The 17,129-nt window shown below is 49.5% G+C and carries 16 protein-coding genes; 7 read left to right on the top strand and 9 right to left on the bottom strand.

Annotated features, from left to right (window positions below; genetic code table 11):
- Positions 1-331: 331 nt before the first annotated feature.
- Complete coding sequence (locus SYN6312_RS15180; protein WP_015125783.1) at positions 332-973, bottom strand: MORN repeat-containing protein; 642 nt, start codon at positions 971-973, stop codon at positions 332-334.
- A 237-nt stretch (positions 974-1,210) separates the two neighbouring features.
- On the opposite strand from SYN6312_RS15180, the gene SYN6312_RS15185 reads away from it, so the two are divergent.
- Positions 1,211-1,600 (top strand): hypothetical protein, encoded by a 390-nt coding sequence (locus SYN6312_RS15185; RefSeq protein WP_015125784.1) that lies wholly within the window; start codon positions 1,211-1,213, stop codon positions 1,598-1,600.
- Positions 1,601-1,603: 3 nt separating this feature from the next.
- On the opposite strand, the gene SYN6312_RS15190 is transcribed toward SYN6312_RS15185, so the two are convergent.
- Positions 1,604-3,037, bottom strand: a complete 1,434-nt coding sequence (locus tag SYN6312_RS15190; protein ID WP_041431656.1) for a circularly permuted type 2 ATP-grasp protein — start codon at positions 3,035-3,037, stop codon at positions 1,604-1,606.
- A 69-nt stretch (positions 3,038-3,106) separates the two neighbouring features.
- Positions 3,107-3,796 carry a DUF3747 domain-containing protein gene (locus SYN6312_RS15195; RefSeq protein WP_015125786.1) on the bottom strand — a complete coding sequence of 230 codons (690 nt, stop codon included), beginning with the start codon at positions 3,794-3,796 and terminating at the stop codon, positions 3,107-3,109.
- A gap of 305 nt (positions 3,797-4,101) precedes the next feature.
- Here SYN6312_RS15195 and SYN6312_RS15205 point away from each other — a divergent pair, with 305 nt between their 5' ends.
- Positions 4,102-4,383: a hypothetical protein gene (locus SYN6312_RS15205; protein ID WP_015125787.1), complete on the top strand. Its 282-nt coding sequence runs from the start codon at positions 4,102-4,104 to the stop codon at positions 4,381-4,383.
- A 259-nt stretch (positions 4,384-4,642) separates the two neighbouring features.
- On the opposite strand, the gene SYN6312_RS15210 is transcribed toward SYN6312_RS15205, so the two are convergent.
- The 3 genes from SYN6312_RS15210 to pdxH all read right to left on the bottom strand — a co-directional run bounded on the left by SYN6312_RS15210 (position 4,643) and on the right by pdxH (position 8,613).
- Complete coding sequence (locus tag SYN6312_RS15210; protein ID WP_015125788.1) at positions 4,643-5,176, bottom strand: gamma carbonic anhydrase family protein; 534 nt, start codon at positions 5,174-5,176, stop codon at positions 4,643-4,645.
- Positions 5,177-5,260: 84 nt separating this feature from the next.
- Entirely contained in the window at positions 5,261-7,612 is a 2,352-nt protein-coding gene (locus SYN6312_RS18475; protein WP_015125789.1) for an IMS domain-containing protein, read from the bottom strand.
- Between the two features lie 353 nt (positions 7,613-7,965).
- The gene (pdxH, locus tag SYN6312_RS15220; protein WP_015125790.1) at positions 7,966-8,613 is read right to left on the bottom strand and encodes a pyridoxamine 5'-phosphate oxidase; all 648 of its coding nucleotides are present in this window, start codon (positions 8,611-8,613) and stop codon (positions 7,966-7,968) included.
- 277 nt (positions 8,614-8,890) lie between these two features.
- Here pdxH and SYN6312_RS15225 point away from each other — a divergent pair, with 277 nt between their 5' ends.
- Both SYN6312_RS15225 and SYN6312_RS15230 read left to right on the top strand, forming a co-directional pair.
- Positions 8,891-9,973, top strand: coding sequence for a TrkA family potassium uptake protein (locus SYN6312_RS15225; protein WP_015125791.1), 1,083 nt, complete (start codon positions 8,891-8,893; stop codon positions 9,971-9,973).
- Positions 9,974-9,975: 2 nt separating this feature from the next.
- Positions 9,976-10,746 (top strand): TrkA family potassium uptake protein, encoded by a 771-nt coding sequence (locus SYN6312_RS15230; RefSeq protein ID WP_015125792.1) that lies wholly within the window; start codon positions 9,976-9,978, stop codon positions 10,744-10,746.
- 39 nt (positions 10,747-10,785) lie between these two features.
- On the opposite strand, the gene SYN6312_RS15235 is transcribed toward SYN6312_RS15230, so the two are convergent.
- Both SYN6312_RS15235 and SYN6312_RS15240 read right to left on the bottom strand, forming a co-directional pair.
- Positions 10,786-11,034, bottom strand: a complete 249-nt coding sequence (locus tag SYN6312_RS15235) for a hypothetical protein (protein WP_015125793.1) — start codon at positions 11,032-11,034, stop codon at positions 10,786-10,788.
- 58 nt (positions 11,035-11,092) lie between these two features.
- Positions 11,093-11,425, bottom strand: a complete 333-nt coding sequence (locus SYN6312_RS15240) for a Mo-dependent nitrogenase C-terminal domain-containing protein (protein WP_015125794.1) — start codon at positions 11,423-11,425, stop codon at positions 11,093-11,095.
- Between the two features lie 228 nt (positions 11,426-11,653).
- Between SYN6312_RS15240 and SYN6312_RS15245 the strand changes: the two genes are divergently transcribed.
- The 3 genes from SYN6312_RS15245 (at position 11,654) to SYN6312_RS15255 (ending at position 16,482) form a co-directional block, all read left to right on the top strand.
- A complete protein-coding gene (locus tag SYN6312_RS15245) occupies positions 11,654-12,580 on the top strand; it encodes a DUF2092 domain-containing protein (RefSeq protein WP_015125795.1) in 927 nt (308 codons plus the stop codon).
- A gap of 12 nt (positions 12,581-12,592) precedes the next feature.
- A complete protein-coding gene (locus tag SYN6312_RS19540; RefSeq protein ID WP_015125796.1) occupies positions 12,593-14,344 on the top strand; it encodes an RDD family protein in 1,752 nt (583 codons plus the stop codon).
- Positions 14,345-14,760: 416 nt separating this feature from the next.
- Positions 14,761-16,482, top strand: coding sequence for an ABC transporter substrate-binding protein (locus SYN6312_RS15255; protein WP_015125797.1), 1,722 nt, complete (start codon positions 14,761-14,763; stop codon positions 16,480-16,482).
- A gap of 44 nt (positions 16,483-16,526) precedes the next feature.
- Here SYN6312_RS15255 and SYN6312_RS15260 read toward each other — a convergent pair whose 3' ends face one another.
- A complete protein-coding gene (locus tag SYN6312_RS15260; RefSeq protein ID WP_015125798.1) occupies positions 16,527-17,024 on the bottom strand; it encodes an HNH endonuclease in 498 nt (165 codons plus the stop codon).
- Positions 17,025-17,129: the final 105 nt, after the last annotated feature.

Consider the following 17,129-nt stretch of genomic DNA (forward strand, 5'->3'; position numbering starts at 1 on the left):
TATTGAAATCTGGGCCAATGAATGTTAGTGAAATTATGACCGCCCCAGGCCGGGATTATTCAGCGTCAAACCTCAAGGGGTAAATGTCTATTATTCGGTGGTAGATCCGCTGATCTTTGATCTCTGTGCATTAGTCTGCTAACACCTCACCCATGGCGTGGCAGAGCAATCTGAGCGGTTAGAAGCATTAGACTTACTTCGACAAAGTTAAAGAGTTGGGGTTTGGTGTCAAGCTCAAAATGATTGAGTCGGTAGAAGTTAATACAACTTGGTTTGAGAGAATTTAATCCAATAGGGCCTAACTTGTTCATACCCAAGCGTTGAATCCGAATTATTTAGGCAAACGTTGACCATTGCGCCAAGTGGCGATAACCCGTGAACCATCGGGCAAGGATAAGACCCCCGGCCCCTCGAACTTGCCATTACTAAAGTCCCCGCGATAGCTCACACCACCCGGATAGCTAATCACCCCTTTGCCATTAAATTCACCAGCGGCAAAGTTACCCTCATAGCGGGTGCCATCGGGAAGGGTTAAAATTCCAGGGCCACTGTAAACCCCTTTGCTAAACATCCCTTCGTAGCGGCTGCCATCGCTGTTGGTTAAAACTCCTTTTCCGTTATAAGCCCCATCGGCAAATTCCCCTTCATAGCGGGTGCCATCGGCCTGGGTTAGGATACCGTTGCCTTGATATTTCCCATCCTTGAAATTGCCTTCGTAACGCGTTCCATTGGACATACTCAAGACACCCTGGCCATTAAAACGACCGTTAAAGACCTCTCCTTTGTAGGTTGTGCCATCCGGCAACGTCAGGGTCGCTTCTCCAGAAACCCGTTGATCGATACCTGGCAATGTAGTTTGACTCCAGGCCTGGGGAACCACGACTGTCCAAAGCCCAAATCCTAAACCTAGTCCTAACAGGGCTGGGGATAACGTCAGGCGTAAAGGGAAAGACAATGGCACAGAGGTAGGCATAGGATAATCACCAGCTTGATCTTGGGTCAACAGCAGTAAAATTTAGAACCAAATGCTCTACGCCAAAACCCTAAGACCCATGCAAAACTGTGACAGTTGCCCATCCGGCCGCCGGACAATTTGGAGACTGTACCTAGAGCAGAGGCCTGGAGCCAACTCTCCGAGAAGCCAGTGCGGGAAAGCCCCTAGGCTATGTGTAAAATAAGGGCAATCTCAAATTCTTCCCTACATTTCTCTATGCGTGCTTATCCTTTACCCTACTTGGGTTATTTGACTGCTTTGGGCCTGAGTTTAGGAATCACCGCCCCAGGCCTGGCCCAACCCGGATTTTCTGAAAGCAGTTTGACCCCAATGGTGACACAACTGAGTGATTCCCTCGCTAATAGAATATCCACTAGCTCCTGTCAAGACTTAGCCACCCTGATTCAGCAAATTGGCAGTACGCCCCAAACTCCCCCCGACCCCAGTTCACTTCTCGGGCAAGTGATGATTTCTGTCAAAAACAGCCCTAACCTCCAAGGTATTTTAGTCAGTAAACTCGGTACGCCCTTAATTAACCGACTTCTAGAGTGCAATATGATTTCTGTAGATTTGCTAAATCAGGCCATGAGTCCGGCCGGCCGCTAAACATTACTCACATAGAACCCAAGTATCTTTACTCCCACCCCCTTGGGATGAATTGACGACTAAGGAACCTTTCCGCATCGCTACCCGCGTCAATCCCCCTGGATGCACATAAATTTCTTCTCCATAGAGAATGTAGGGACGTAAATCCACATGGCAACCGGTGAGTTCTCCACCAATCATGGTCGGAACACGGGATAGGGCCAAGGTCGGCTGAGCAATGTAATTCCGGGGGTTAGCCGTAATCCGTGCCGCAAATTCCTCCCGTTGGGCCTGGGTGGATTGGGTGCCAATGAGCATTCCATAGCCACCGGATTCATTCGCAGCTTTGACGACTAATTGAGCTAAATTTTCCAAAACATACTTGAGGTCTTGGGGTTGCCAACATAGGTAGGTGGGGACATTATCCAAGAGAATTTCTTCATCCAGATAGTACTTAATCATTTGTGGGACATAGGCATAGATCACCTTGTCATCGGCCACACCAGTTCCCAAGGCATTAGCCAACGCTACCCGTCCCCGCCGATAGACCTCCGTAATGCCTTTCACTCCCAGCATGGAATCGGGTCGAAATGTGGCCGGATCAATAAAGTCATCATCAATCCGCCGATAGATCACATCTACCCGTTTGAGTCCCTTCGTTGTCCGCATTTGCACATATCCATCCGCCACGACTAAGTCTCTCCCTTCCACAAGGGTGACACCCATCTGTTGGGCCAAGAAAGAGTGTTCAAAATAGGCAGAGTTATAAATTCCTGGGGTTAAAACCACCACCGTTGGATCTGGGAGGTTGGCTGGGGCTAAGTTGAGGAGAGTTTCTAATAAATGGCCGGGATATTCATCCACGGGTTGGATGGCCATTTGCTTAAAGACGAGGGGAAAGGTGCTTTTCATCACCCGCCGGTTTTCAAGGACGTAGGAAATCCCTGAGGGACACCGAAGATTATCCTCTAGGACATACCATTTTCCTGCCCGATCGCGGACTAGGTCGGTTCCCGTCACATGACACCAAATACCTTGGGGGGGCAGGAGTCCCATGCAGGGAGACAGAAATCCCTTAGCGGATTCAATCAACTCCCGTGGAATGATCCCGTCTTTGATAATCTTCTGTTCGCTATAAACATCGGTTAAAAAGCAATTTAAGGCATAGATCCGTTGCTTTAGCCCACGCTCTAAGTTAGCCCAATCCGTGGCAGAAACAACGCGGGGAATAATATCAAAGGGCATGGCCCGCTCAACCCCCTGATCATCCCCATAGACATTGAACGTGGCACCAAGATTGAGCATGGCCGTTTGGGCGGTTTGTTGGCGGCGAGTCATTTCCCCAGGGGGCAGAGATTCAACCCGTTCAATCAGGGGCTGAACTAAAGGACGGGCCTGGCCTGGGGCAATGAACCACTCGTCATAGAATTCTCCGGGATCATAATCTTGGAACCGCACTACCATGTCTGTACCTTTGCCACTTGTTCCCATCATATTCCGTCAGTTGGCTCGGCCAGGGAGGCAGGGTTAGTTGGTAATGGGTTGTGGGGCCTGGGGTTTTGGGAGAGTAGGGGTGTTTGGGCTGACGGGGGCATCTGTTTGGGAAACCACAGGGGTTGCAGGGGGGGCTGGGTTAGCTTGGATTGCTGCCGGAGTAAAGGCCGCTTGTATGGAATCCGAGGTGAAATATACGTGGCCAAGGGTGCGCTCTTCAAAGGTACGGCGAGTGATCCGCCAATTGGGTTCTAAATTAATTTTCAGGAAAGCTCCCGGAACCAGGCCATTGGTACGGCCGATCACCATTTTGGCTTCTACCCCACCCCGATTCCTGACTCCCACCAGATACAGTTCATTCTCCTGCTGCTCTACGCTCAACCGATATTCCATCCCTAAATCTTGTTGTTCAACCCGGATGGAGTAGCCATTACTATCCATGCTGCGACCGCAAATTCCGGTGAAGTCAAAGGTGGCTAAGAGGGGATCAATGACAGTAGGTTGGACACCATTTTCAGCCCAACATGGCCGCTTATTACTGACCTGCTCAACGACCAGGAGTTTGTATCCGCCCCGAGCAATGGGCATAGCCACCACAGCATATTTCGTCTGATCCACATCCTTTTGCCCAAACTGACTTCCCCAGGCCGGGCCTGAGCCAATACCCAAGCTGATGCAGGTAAGCGTGAGTAATCCTAGGCTGTGCAACCGTTGTTTAAGCATGGCTGATTCTCCTCAAATCACAAAAATTAATCTCTAACCGTTAAGCCCACTGTCAGCTTCGTTACTCACTAGGCAAAAGCACTCATAGGAGCCAGGATTGTGAACTGATGTTCTATTTTACGCAAAGACTGACCGCAGATATGTCGATTTGGGCCTGGCAATGGTTCCCTGTGATCAGGATTACAACCCTGCCTTTGATCAGATCACCGCTTGGAAGTTGGGGGGTTGCGATACTAAACTCAGTCGCCAAGATGGATGTTAAACACCCCTTGACTAAAGGTATTTAATTTGAGGAATTACCCCCCGTGTTAACCTTGCCCGCCAATTTTTCCCTATCCCACTTAGTCAGACGCATCCTCGCCACTCGCCTCGTGACCCCTGCCCAGGAGTATCAGTTGAACCAGGCTCTTTGGGACAGTGAACTCACCCCAGCGGATCGGCAAATTTTAGAAAAACTCCTCCAAGGCCTGGTGAATGGGCAAATTGTTGTCCTGCGGGAACTGGGGCATCGGCAAACCTTGGCAGAAAACAGCTTTTTATCGGCCCGTAAAGACCAGAGCCATGAAAAGGTAGTTGCCCTAACCTGATCCGACCTGAGCAATCTGGGACTCTAGAGTGAAAAAGGCTCTTCTGACGCATAAAATCTTAAAATTTCTGCTGGCAAGACGCGTTTTAACTTGCTCCTCTCCAATTCCCAATCTTGATGATGCTATCTAACCGATCTTTCAGTCTTAATTGAGTCAGACTACAGCTAGTCGTAACCTGCATAGGACGTTTTAGCCCAATTACTGGAACTTCATACCGGTCTAGAACGACCTTTGTAATTTGATTCTTTTCAATGGCAACTTAGGTTGTGAGATAAAACCCTAAATCTGTCCCTTGGTTATTGTGAACTTGGGCTAGTTTTTCGTACTTTTGGGCATGGGTAATTAACTCGGCCTGGTCGGTTTCTGAAACGGCTCGGACTACTTTTCCGGGAACACCAACCACTAGAGAACCGGCTGGAATATTCTGAGTCACCACTGCCCCGGCTCCAATAATGCTGCCTGCACCTATCCTCACGCCATTCAGGACTATAGCCCCAATCCCAATCAAGCAGCCCCGCTCAATATAGGCTCCATGAACAACAGCGCGATGCCCAACGGTCACATAATCTTCTAATATCGTGGGCTGGCCGGGATCACCGTGGAGAACGGCCCCATCTTGGACATTAGTGTGAGCACCAATTTTAATCCTTTCAACATCAGCACGCAGAACAGCCCCGTACCAGATACTACTGCCTGTATCCAATTCAATCTGGCCAATGACAGTCGCAGTGTCGGCAACAAAGGCAGTCTGAGAAAGATCGGGTTGGGGCCAAAATGTTGAATAGTGGGGCATTACCAATCTCTAGGAATTGCTGAGTCTCCCTTTTCAGCCTAACGTTTGATCTGACATTCTGGGTGGGGGCTGGATGGGAAGTACTTAAGACACCACTTTCATTTCGCGAATCAACCAGGTATTGCCTTGGCGAATAAAGACATACCGCACCTGATAGTCATCTTCATAGGATTCTTTGGTTTGCAGTTGGTCGCCTTGATAGAGTTTGGCTGCCTCTCGAATCCGGGCCATCACTTCAAAACGATCAACCCCTAGGGGACGGAGGCTATCAATTTCAATGGAGCCAAGTTCAAATTGCCAATGGGACTGTTCAAATTGGCTGGTTTGGGCCGTACTTTTCCAGCGAGAGAGGGCCGGCTCAGCCAGTATTTCTTCTAAGTAGGAAATTTTATATTCTTGACCGAGGGCACTTGCTTTTGCTTTTTGCCAATCCGCGATCCGGGCCTGGGCCATTTCCGTAGTCAGAATTTCATTACTTGGGCTAGGAATTGAAGCATTGATCGGGGCTGGCCTGGTGGTTGGAGCAGTAGGAGATGTGGTTACTTCACTCATAGGAGAGTCAAGGGCGACCGGATTTGGGCTGGGACTCATACTGGCGGGAGGACTCAGGGGAGTTGGGGGTGTTTCACGGGTCAAAATGGGGGGGCTACTCCTGTCTAACCACAGGCCCCGGACAGCAAACCCAATTCCAACGACACCCAGGCCCAGCAGCAGACAAACTGAGGCGAAGCGGCCAGGCTGGGCAATTCGTAAGCCATGACGAAGACGGCGAGGACTGGCCTGGGCGGGCTGGGGGAGAATTTGAACAGCCTTGTGATTGGGGGAGGGGCGATCTTCCGGCCCTAGGGGTGGCCCATCTGAGGGACTGGCAAAGTCAGGCTGGTTGAGATGATGGGTAGGGCGGGGAGATGTCAGACTGCTAGGCAGGTTAGCTATGGGTTCATAGGGGAGAGTCGGGGCACTGAGGGAGGGAAAGGAGGAAGTTGGGGTTGAAAGTGGTGAGGGACTCAGTGTGGTTTCAGAGTCTGTCGAGAATGTGGGTAAACTCGGCCAAGCATAGTCGGGTTTGAGCGGAGGAGAGGTCACAGTTGGGGGTGTGAGGGGATCAACTGCTGGAGATGGTGCAGGCAAGGGTGGAACACTAAAGATGGGATCGGTGCTAGGGGGGCTAAGGGCTGTAGTCACCGTTGCTGGCTGTGGACGGGTGGCCGTTTCTGCGGCTAAGGCATCTGCATAGGCTTGAATTTGATCATCTGCGAAATAGGCCTCCAGGCCCACAGGTTGCCCGACCAAATCCCGAAAGGCTGGATAAACCTCCTCCGTTAACCATTGATCCGTGTAGTGATACAGACCTGGGAGGAGATCGGGAGAACTAAGGGAATAGTCCTTGATAAAGCTCAGGGCATCAACATCTTGGGTCAAACTGAGGGTTTGCAAAGCTTCATGGGTTTGCCCCAGTAACAAGGCCGCACTGGCAATTTCTAAATAGACATCTTGATGGGGAAGTAGCCGCTTCAGCATGGACTTGGCCCGGCGAATTAAGGCAGGTTGATGTTGGCTAACCCCACGGGCAATCAGGGCATAACTGGCTAAATAGGTGCCTACGGCGGAGGGACGGCGTGCTTCTGCCTCAAATAATTCCTGTTGTTCAGCGGTGCTTAAATAGGCCCGTAACTGCTGAATGAATTTGAGGAAGTCATCAATACCCAGGCCGGAGTGATCATTGCGATTGCCATCAATTCCCTCCCGCTCCAACAACATATCCTTGAGAAGCATTAACCCCCGCTGCCGCTCATTGCTCTCTATGTCTGGGTGGGCAACCAATTCTAAGACTCGGTAGGGACGCAACCGATAAAGCTCGGTTTTCAGTTGGGTTTGCACATCTGTAAATTGGTTTTCCGAAACTAGGATATTCAGCCCACCCTGAAGATAGTAGGCGGCTGGCTCATAATGTCCCTGTTGCCATTGTTCTCGGCCCAGTTCTAGGTAAGACAGAGCTACCGTTAGCAAAATATCTGACTCTGCTAGGGCTGATCCCATATAGGGTCGGCGTAAGTCAAATCTGCCCCCGCCAACATGGGGTTCTCCCAGTTCCACAACCTGACTATAGGCTCCTAGTTCATAAAGCAGCAGTAAGGCGCCCGCAAATTGACTATCTTCGATCTGAATCCCTGGAGGTGGTTCTTCGGGCTGAGGCTGGGACTTGAGGCTTTGGGCATAGCTGATCACTGCTTGATCGTAATGGCTCCGACTAATGGGATTACGAAGAGTTTGATAGGCCTGGGTAATGATTTCTTCTCTAGTACTCAGGGTCGTTGTGGAAAAGTGATGATGGGGCTGTTGCTGTTGCCGATCGTGATGGGCCTGTTCTAGTTGATCCGGTGTGGCCTGGATCGGGAGTCCGAGAATTTGATAGCAGTCAAGGGATATGTACATAGCCACGGCTAGATCTGCCCTGATCCTAAATTGAGCAATAGTACCAAAATCTTAATAATGATGCGTAGTACAGATTAACATTTCTTTTGGATTATGGCCCCTCAATCCTATCAGATAGATGGATGGAACTTGGGTCGGCTACCGCAATGATTGAGCCTATATCTCCATACTCGGCCCAGTCGTTATTTACACCAGGTCAATCCGCCTCATCAAAATCCGAGAAACTCCGCCAGCCAGATGTTTTTAACCCGCCCCTAGCCAACCCTTAATGGGTAATCCCATGGGCTGTATGCTTTGAATAGAACTCAATACATTAAGTTTGGCCGCTTTCTGATCTGCTAGTTAGCTATCGTTCAAGGACAGAGTCTGAGGATATCCCAAGTGGTCGTCTCTGCCCGCCGTTGATAGCACAGCCGATCGTGGAGCCGATTGGGCCGTCCTTGCCAAAACTCGATTAAGGTTGGGCTGAGGCAATAACCACCCCAATGATCGGGGCGGGGAATTGGCGGCTGGGGATACTGAGCTTGAATCTGTTGTAGGGCGGCTTCAAGGCTAGCATAACTTTGAATTGGTGCACTTTGCTCAGAAGCCCAGGCCCCCCACTGACTCCCAAGCGGGCGACTTTGGAAATAGTGATCGGATTCCTGAGGCGCAATTTGGCTCACAACTCCCTCAATGCGGACTTGTCGTTCTAATTCTGCCCACCAAAAAACCAACGCAGCGTGAGGATTACCGGCAAGTTCTTGGCCTTTGCGACTGAGATAATTCGTGAAAAATACAAAGCCTTGCTGATCAACATGCTTAAGCAAAACCATCCGGGCAGCGGGGGTATGTCCGGCGGTGACGGTTGCTAAGGTCATGGCATTGGGTTCAGGTAACTCAGCTTGAACGGCTTCCTCAAACCAGGCCTGGAATTGGTGAATTGGATCCGCGAGGGCTTCAGATTCGAGTAATCGCCGCAATCGGTAGTCCTGCCGTAAATCTGCAATCTTGATGGCCATAGGAAACGCCACAATCTACCCTACTCTACATACCTCTAATTATGACTTTTTAATTGAAGTGTTTTCTAGGTAGCAAATTTAAGAGTAGGGATGCCATACACTCAGTTCAGGTTAAAGCTCTAGTTGGGATAATAGACAAAACAGATAAGACATAATAAATTCACAAAGATTCTTGCTCTTAAAGACGATATGAAAATCTTTTCGCAAATATGAACCCTAGTGCTATAGTCCTAGGCAAGACTTGATTCAGTCCCACTAATTGCCCCTTGCACCCCCTATGCCCAGGCCTGGTAAAAAATACTTTCAACTGAGTTCTCTCCAACGGATCATGATTGGGGTCAGTTTTTTCTTTCTGACAATGATCGTGGCTATTCTCGGCTATCTCAGTTTTGGTTGGACACTCCTTGATGCAGTTTATATGTATGTGATCACCATTTTTGGGGTGGGTTATGGAGAAGTAAGGCCGCTCACCGCAAACTATCAACGGGTATTTAACATCTTTGTGATTGTCGCCGGGACATCTTCAGCGGTTTATACCATTGGTGGCGTTGTGCAGATGTTTACGGAGGGAGAAATTAATCGGGCCCTGGACATTCACCGAACTTCTCGGGAAATCAGTAACCTACAACAGCATGTCATTATCTGTGGGTTTGGGCGGTTAGGGCAGGTCATAGCCAAACAACTCAAGGAACTTCAACAGCCCTTTGTGATTCTAGATACGGATGTCGAGCGGATTAACTTAGCAGATGGTTTGGGCTATCTCGCCAGCTTAGGCAGTGCGGCCGAGGAAGACTCCCTCAAAATTGTCGGTATTGAACGGGCCAAAGCCCTGGCAACAGTTTTGCCCAACGATACGATGAATGTGTTTATTACCCTGACAGCCCGCAATATTAACCAGGCCATTCAAATCATTGCTCGGGCCGAATATCCGAGTACTGAAGCGAAGCTGCGCCTAGCCGGAGCTGATCATGTCCTCCTGCCCACTGCCATTGGTGCGGCCCAGATGGCCAACCTAATTTTGCGGCCCAAGGGCTTAAATTTTGTCGAACAAACCCATGACCGGGGGGGCATTAACCAACTCCTTAGACAAATTGATATTCAACTGGAAGAATTATTGATTACCTCGGACTGTCCCCATACTGGGCGGGCCATTAATGATCTGGAAGTCAGGGGGGTGGGGAGTTTTATTATTGTGGCGGTGCGCCGACCCGATGGACGACTCTTGACCAAACTTAGTCATAATCCGGTTTTAATTTTGGGCGATACGCTGATTGTTCTGGGGCATAACGGTGATACCCCCCAATATGTGCGGGAAGTTTCCATCAAGAGCAAACTCCACTATCGAGGCGTGCATAGTTAACAATGGAGACCTTGCCTGCCGATCTTGCGGAACTGAACAATCATGTGATCCTCTGTGGCTTTGGCTATCTTGGCCGCAGTTTAGCCGAGCAGTTGGCCCAGGCCCAGATCCCCTTTGTGGTGATTGATGCCAGTGTCGCGAACTTAGAAATTGCCGCAGAAATGGGGTTTCTCACCTATGTGGGCGATGATGTGATGGATGAAACTGAACTATTGGCAGTGGGCATCAATCGGGCCAGTACCTTAGCGACGGTTTTACCCAATGATGCCAGTAATGTCTTTATTACCCTTACAGCCCGTGGCTTAAATCCCCAGTTGCAAATTTTAGCGCGGGGAGACTTACCAGAAACTGAGGCCAAACTCCGACTAGCTGGTGCAGATCATGTGATTTTACCGGCCACCATTAGTGCCCACCGGATGGTACAACTGATTACCCGCCCAACAATTTTAAACTTTTTAGAAGCACGGGCTGAACGCAGTCATTTGATTGAATTATTAACTCAATTAGAAGTGGAAATTGAAGAATTTACCTTACCACCTGATTCCCCCCTAGTTGGCCTCGCCTTAGAAGATTTGGAAGCTAAGGCCAAGGGAATGATGTTAGTGATTGCCCTTCGCCATCGTAATGATGAGATGCAAACCCACCTCAAACCTGATGATCGCTTGGGGCCAGAAGATACATTAATTACAGTTGGCCGGAAGGAGGAAATTCGACTGTTCCTCCAACAAAATGCCTATCGCTATCAAATGCGCTACCGGGGACGAAAAATTTGATAAAATTGGATGATCAGTCATGGGTCAGGGGGTAGTCAATCAACCCGGCCAATGGGAGTAATCAAAATCTTGGGACTTAACGGGCTGATTCCCCAGGGATGGTGACTGGGCTTGATTCATCGGGGCATGGATGGTCAGGAGGGCGCAGAGGAAGCCAAAGCCAATGCCTGTGATTAAGCTCCAAGCATGGGACGCATCTAAAACACAAAGCAATCGCCGCTGACCACTGTAAATCTGGATAGACCAACCTAAATCAAGATTTGCCGGTTGCTGATTGACTTTGTGCATAGAAGGCGTGCCTGGACAGAGGGGAGAAGGGCAATTCCAAAACCGTTGTGGGTTGAGCTTAACAGTAGCGATGAATATCTTGATCACACACATCTGCAAGATAGCATAGGGCCCGCAACCTTAAGCTAATGACTTCTTCATAGAAAGGATTGAGTTTACACAGGGGAGGAATATGAATCCAGAGTCGTCCAAATAGATGAATATCCCGTGCAAATGGACATTGGGCCGGAATCAATTGGCACAATAAATGGGCCTGGCCGGGATGCTGAATCGTGATGGTATTCAACCATTGGCGAATAGGTTGTAACGGATTGAGAGTCGTTAGGGATGTCTGTACCGATTGGCCGGTCCGAATCAATAGGAAATAGATCAGGGTGAAGATCGTTGGCATAGGAAAGCCTCGCATCATTCAGGGGGATATATTTAGGTTAACGATAAGCTCAGGCAATTCAAAGAGATCAAAGATATAAATAATGTTTATGTGATATAAGTCCGACTTAACTCGCTTGTTGGGGGGCTTTGTAGTTCAGTTCGATTGAATCGGTTTAGGAACAGTGCAGAAAAATTAAGCATTTTAAACGGCCAGGCCTGGTGAGTCCCATATTCAGGGGATTGTGTCATGATTGTCGTGATCGTAGAAATCTCCGCTATGCCTGCTATGAATCGCCCGATTGGGTTTGCCTTTGCCCTCTGTCTGGGTTGCTGGGGAGTCTCCTTAGCTCCATCTTTGGCTCAAACCCAGGCCGCCCCGCCCCCCAGTACCAGTCAAACTTCTCCCGCAGGGATTCTCCGGGCTGCTGCTGACTATTTGAAAACCAAGCCTGCCTTTACCTTTACCAATCAAATTACCTACGATAATGTTCTTTCTGGGGGGGATAAGGTTACCTATCACGCCACCCAGACGGTCTCTGTCCAACGCAATAACCGACTCCGGGCTAGTTATGATGGGGATTTCCAAAGGACGGAGATTTTCTACAACGGCACCATGTTCACCTGGTTGGATGTGGATCAAAAGATGTATTACCAGGCCCCGGCTCCCAATAATTTGGATGATCTCGTCGCCAGCCTGACAACCCGCAGCAGTAGCCCGATACCGATGGCAGCCTTTGTCACTTCCGATGCTTTTTCGGCCTACGATCCCCAGAATTTTACCAGTCGCTATTTGGGGTTGAGTACGGTCAATGGCCAACCCTGCCATAACATCTTAGTCACTGGGCCAGAGTCAAACTGGCAAATTTGGGTTAGCACCAGTGATCAACCCCTCGTCCAAAAAGTTGCGATTACCTACAAAACCTTACCGGGCGCACCCCAATATACGGCTGAATTTACCCGTTGGCAGTTTCCCCCCAGTCAGCCCGCCCAGTTATTCCAGTTTACCCCTCCTGCCAATGCCGTGGCGATTCAAGCTGAGTCGGCTGTCCTGAGAACTCCCTTACCCCAAGGCTTAAGCTTACCCGATGGTTTGACCCCGCCCCCGCCCAGCAATGATACCGGGGGGACTAATCTGAACCTGCCAGGTGGACTCACACCGCCGAAACTGCCCTAATTTGTTTGGGTCATGATGCGTCCTCAATCTCGTCCAGCCCGCTCCCTTGCCAGTGGGACTATCATCACCATTGCCTTGCAAATCTACCGCCAGGCCGGGAATCGCTATTTTCTCATTAGTTTGATTGCCCATGCTTGGTTTTTCCTGATTGGCCTTGGCCTGGTGGTGGGGGGACTCCTGTTGGGCGTTGTCGGAGCCGTGTTGATTGGGAGTACTCAGGGTAACTTCGGCCCAGTCTTGGGGCTATTGATTTTGCTGTTGGGATTGGGGTTGCCTTTGTTTGGCTTTGGCCTCGCTCGCTTTACTGCCAGTGGAGGTCTTTTGTCGCGGTTGATGTTCAATGTCCTCCGGGACTCCACCGAAGATGAAGCAGAGGTGCGGCGATCTATTTATCCCCGGCTCTGGTCTTATCTCTGGACGGTCTTGGGGACAGGCTTGATTCTCTTGTTCATTTACCTGGCCTGGGGGGCGTTTGGTTATTTGCTCTACTTAGGCTTCTGGCCCCTGATCAACAGCCTCGATTGGGGCAATATGAGCGAGGCCTGGCGGACGGCCTTAATCCTGATCATTCTTTTACTAGTGTTGGGGGTTATTCTAGTCGCCATGGTGACGGTCTCCTATGTGGCGGCTCGGTTGTCCTTAGTGGATGCCATTTTAGCCATTGAACCGGAACTCACCACAATACAGGCCATTCAGCGCAGTTGGCGATTAACCCAGGGCCAGGCCTGGCATACCCTGACTGTGTTTTTTATTGCCTCCATTTTGGTCATCCCCGCCAACTTGGCCGCCAGTCTTATCAATGCGGTCATAGTCATCCCCGTTGCTGGCTTCTTTGCGGCGGTGTTATTACTGCCCATTTGGCAAGGGATTAAAGCTGTCATGTATTACGACTTGCGCGTCCGAAATGAAGGCCTGAGTTTTCGCCTCCAGGAAACAATCCCCTCCCCAATGCGCTTTATGCGGCGAGTGATTTTACAAACCCCCGAAAGTATTGAGTTGGATTTTGCCCTAGCCGGAATTGGCAGTCGGGCCCTGGCCTGGGTGGTGGATCAGGTTATTCTCTATGTGGGGTTATCTATCTTAGCCATTGTTGTCGGCTATCTCTATTTCTATGGGATTTATCCGTTTTTACTGGAGCAATTTCCCAACGGTGATCAGTCCTATAACCTCTGGGCCTTGGGACTTTATTTACTAATTAATTACTTTATTTACAACGGCTATTACATTTATTTTGAATCGGCCTGGCAGGGACAAACCCCCGGAAAACGTTTAGCAGAGATTCGGGTTGTTCAGGATAATGGCAAACCCATTAGCCTGCGAGAAGCGGCCCTGCGAAGTTTTTTACAAACTATAGATATTCCTTTCTTCGGAATTGGCGTGTTTTTGGTGGCTCTGACCCCTGCAGAAAAGCGCTTGGGGGATATGGTGGCCGGCACCCTCGTGATTCAGGATGAACAGGCCACTCGGAATGCTCCCACTGGACAAACAGTTTCACTCGTTGCAAGGGAATTGGCCCCGCTCATCCAGAATTTACCAGGCCTGGGGGAACTCCAACCGGATCACTATCTGCTCGTTCGTAACTTTTTGCTGAACCGCCAACAGCTTAAGCCAGCCGGCCGCTTTGAAACGAGTCAACGCTTACACCGCAGTCTCCAAGAACTTCTTTTTGTTCAGGAAGATATACCTTTTGAACTGGCTCAGGCTAATGCCGAAGAGTTTATTGAGGCGGTTTATCTGGCTTACCGACAGCAGCAAAACAGCTAGGGTCGGGACTTAACCTTAATCTCGGCCCCATCCTCAGTATTCCCTGGAGATTGAATTAACGGTGCTTAGAAAACCGCTTCAGGATGACTTGATCATCTATAGCAATTGCAGCTGATTTTAGAACTCTATGAAGCCGTAAATCCCGTACCGTCAAGGTTTTGTACTTCAGAAATTATTTAGGATTGCTGTATTGGTCGGAAAGCTGTATCTAATAGGATTAAAGGCCGTATGGAGTGAATATCAAATCTCTATCTATCCATCTCTGAGGGGTTAGAGCTAAACACTTCGATCAAAACCATTCAGGTGATCGACAACTCAGTACCTTGTCAACTTGGCTTGATTGCCCCCCCCATACTCATTCGAGTCTCGCATCTCTGGGGAATATAATGGGCTTGTCTTGATTCGTGGTTATCCCCATGCGTGTGTGGGCTGTGATTCTGAGTTTTTGGGTAGGTCTGGGATTGACAGGATGTAACCTAGATGGACTCAGGAACCAAACAGCACAAGTTCCCCAACTCATTGCCAGTATCACGGTTGACCCTAAGACGTTTAACTATCCCCTGAATGAGGAGTCCCCCAACGTTTTTGGGTTTATCTATGAAGGGTTGATTACTGAAAATGGTGTTACTGGTGAACTGGAGCCCGCCTTGGCAGAATCTTGGGAATTAACTCCCGATAATCTAAGCATTATTTACACCCTCCGCCCAAACCTGAAATGGTCAGATGGCACCCCCTTAAGCACTGCGGACGTTGTTTTTACCTATAACGAAATTTATCTTAATCCGAAAATTCCCAGTAGTACGATAGATATTCTTCGGGTTGGTCAAAATAAACAATTACCAACAGTCCAGGCCTTGGATGCGCGGCGGGTCAAGTTTAGTTTGCCGGAACCTTTTGCTCCCTTTTTTCGGACATCTGGCCTGCCAATCTTGCCGGAGCACAGTTTGGCCGAGGGAGTGAGAACCCTGGATCGGGCCGGCCATCCCAAATTTTTGTCCATGTGGGGAACGCAAACCGATCCCAAACTAATTATTACTAATGGCCCGTTTACGATTGAGAGCTACACCACCAATCAACGGATCATTTTCCGGCGTAATCCCTACTATTGGCATCAACCCCAACCCTATCTAGAGCGGTTCGTTTGGCAAATTGTGGATTCTACGGATACGGCACTCATTCAATTTCGCTCGCGGGGCCTGGATGTCTTAGAGGTCGCTCCCATGAATTTTTCGCTCCTTAAACGGGAAGAGACGAGCGGTAATTTTCGCATCTATAACGGCGGCCCAGCTTCCGGGGTGACATTTTTATCATTCAATCAAAATAAAGGCCGCCGTAACGGTCAACCCCTTGTGGATCCGATTAAGTCCGCCTGGTTTAACTCAATTCCCTTCCGCCAGGCCGTGGCCTATGCCATTGACCGCCAAACCATGATCAATAACCTCTATCGGGGCCTGGGCGCGACTCAAAATTCTCCCCTATCTGTCCAAAGTCCCTACTATCTCTCTCCCAAAGCGGGCCTGAAGGTCTATGATTTCGACCCAGACCAATCTAGAAAACTTTTGGCAGAAGCGGGTTTTAGTTGGAATCGTCAAAACCAATTACTAGATCCCAAGGGACACCGCGTCCAGTTTACGCTGCTTTCAACCACGGGCAGTCCGGTGCGTGAGGCGATCAGTGCTCAAATTAAACAAAATCTGGCTGCGATTGGTATCCAGGCCGACCTCACTTTTATCAGCTTTAGCACCTTGGTTGAAAAACTATCCAACAGTTACGATTGGGACGCTTACATTGGCGGATTTACGGGGGGGGTAGAACCCAATAATGGCTTTAGCATCTGGTCTCCCAGTGGGCGATTGCACGTTTTTAATCAGGCAGATGCGGCTTTAAGGGGGCGAGAAGTCCAGGCCTGGGAGCAACGGATTGGAGACTTATACATTCAAGGGGCGCAGGAACTGAATGAAGACCGCCGTAAAGAAATTTACTTTGAAACTCAACAAATTACCCAGGCCAATGTCCCGTTTATCTATCTCGTTAATCCCCTCACACTGGCCGCTTTTCGCAATACGATTGAAGGTGCTGAACCCACTGGGCTGGGGGGGACGCTTTGGAATATTGCCGAATTAAAACAGGTCAACTGAAGGGATCAGGTCGGGTCGCAATCGGCGGATTATGACAGCCCCACTTACATCCCAATCACATATTTACGCCACTCTTGATGGGTGCCACTCCGTAAATGCTTAGTCACTTCAAAATAAAGGCTACTAAAGGGACGGCGTGGAGTTTGGTTAAGAGGCATATTGGCTTCCCGAGGAGTCCGGCTACCTTTGCGCACATTACAGCGAACACAGGCCGTGACAATGTTTTCCCAGGTGTCTCCCCCCCCGCGAGAGCGCGGAATAATGTGATCCAAGGTCAACTCATCGCCGCTATAGCCACAATATTGGCAGGCATGACCATCTCGGTGAAGGATGTTACGCCTCGTTAGGGGAATTTCCTTGTAGGGCATCGTGACGTAATGACGCAGCCGAATGACGGTCGGGAGGGGGAAATCGTTATAGATCAACTTGCCATTATGCTCTACCTGTTCTGCTTTGCCCTTGATCAAAAGCACAATCGCCCGCTGCCAGCTCGTAATATTGAGCGGCTCATAGGATGCATTTAGAACCAGAACTTTCCCCATATGGCTGTAGAGCAGGGATTCCCACAAATGCTAACATAGCAAGCCAGGAAATCTAGTAATTAGGCTGCATGGGACAACCTAGTGTACCGTAATCCTAGCAATGTC

Source organism: Synechococcus sp. PCC 6312, from assembly GCF_000316685.1.
Taxonomy (GTDB): Bacteria; Cyanobacteriota; Cyanobacteriia; order Thermosynechococcales; family Thermosynechococcaceae; genus Pseudocalidococcus.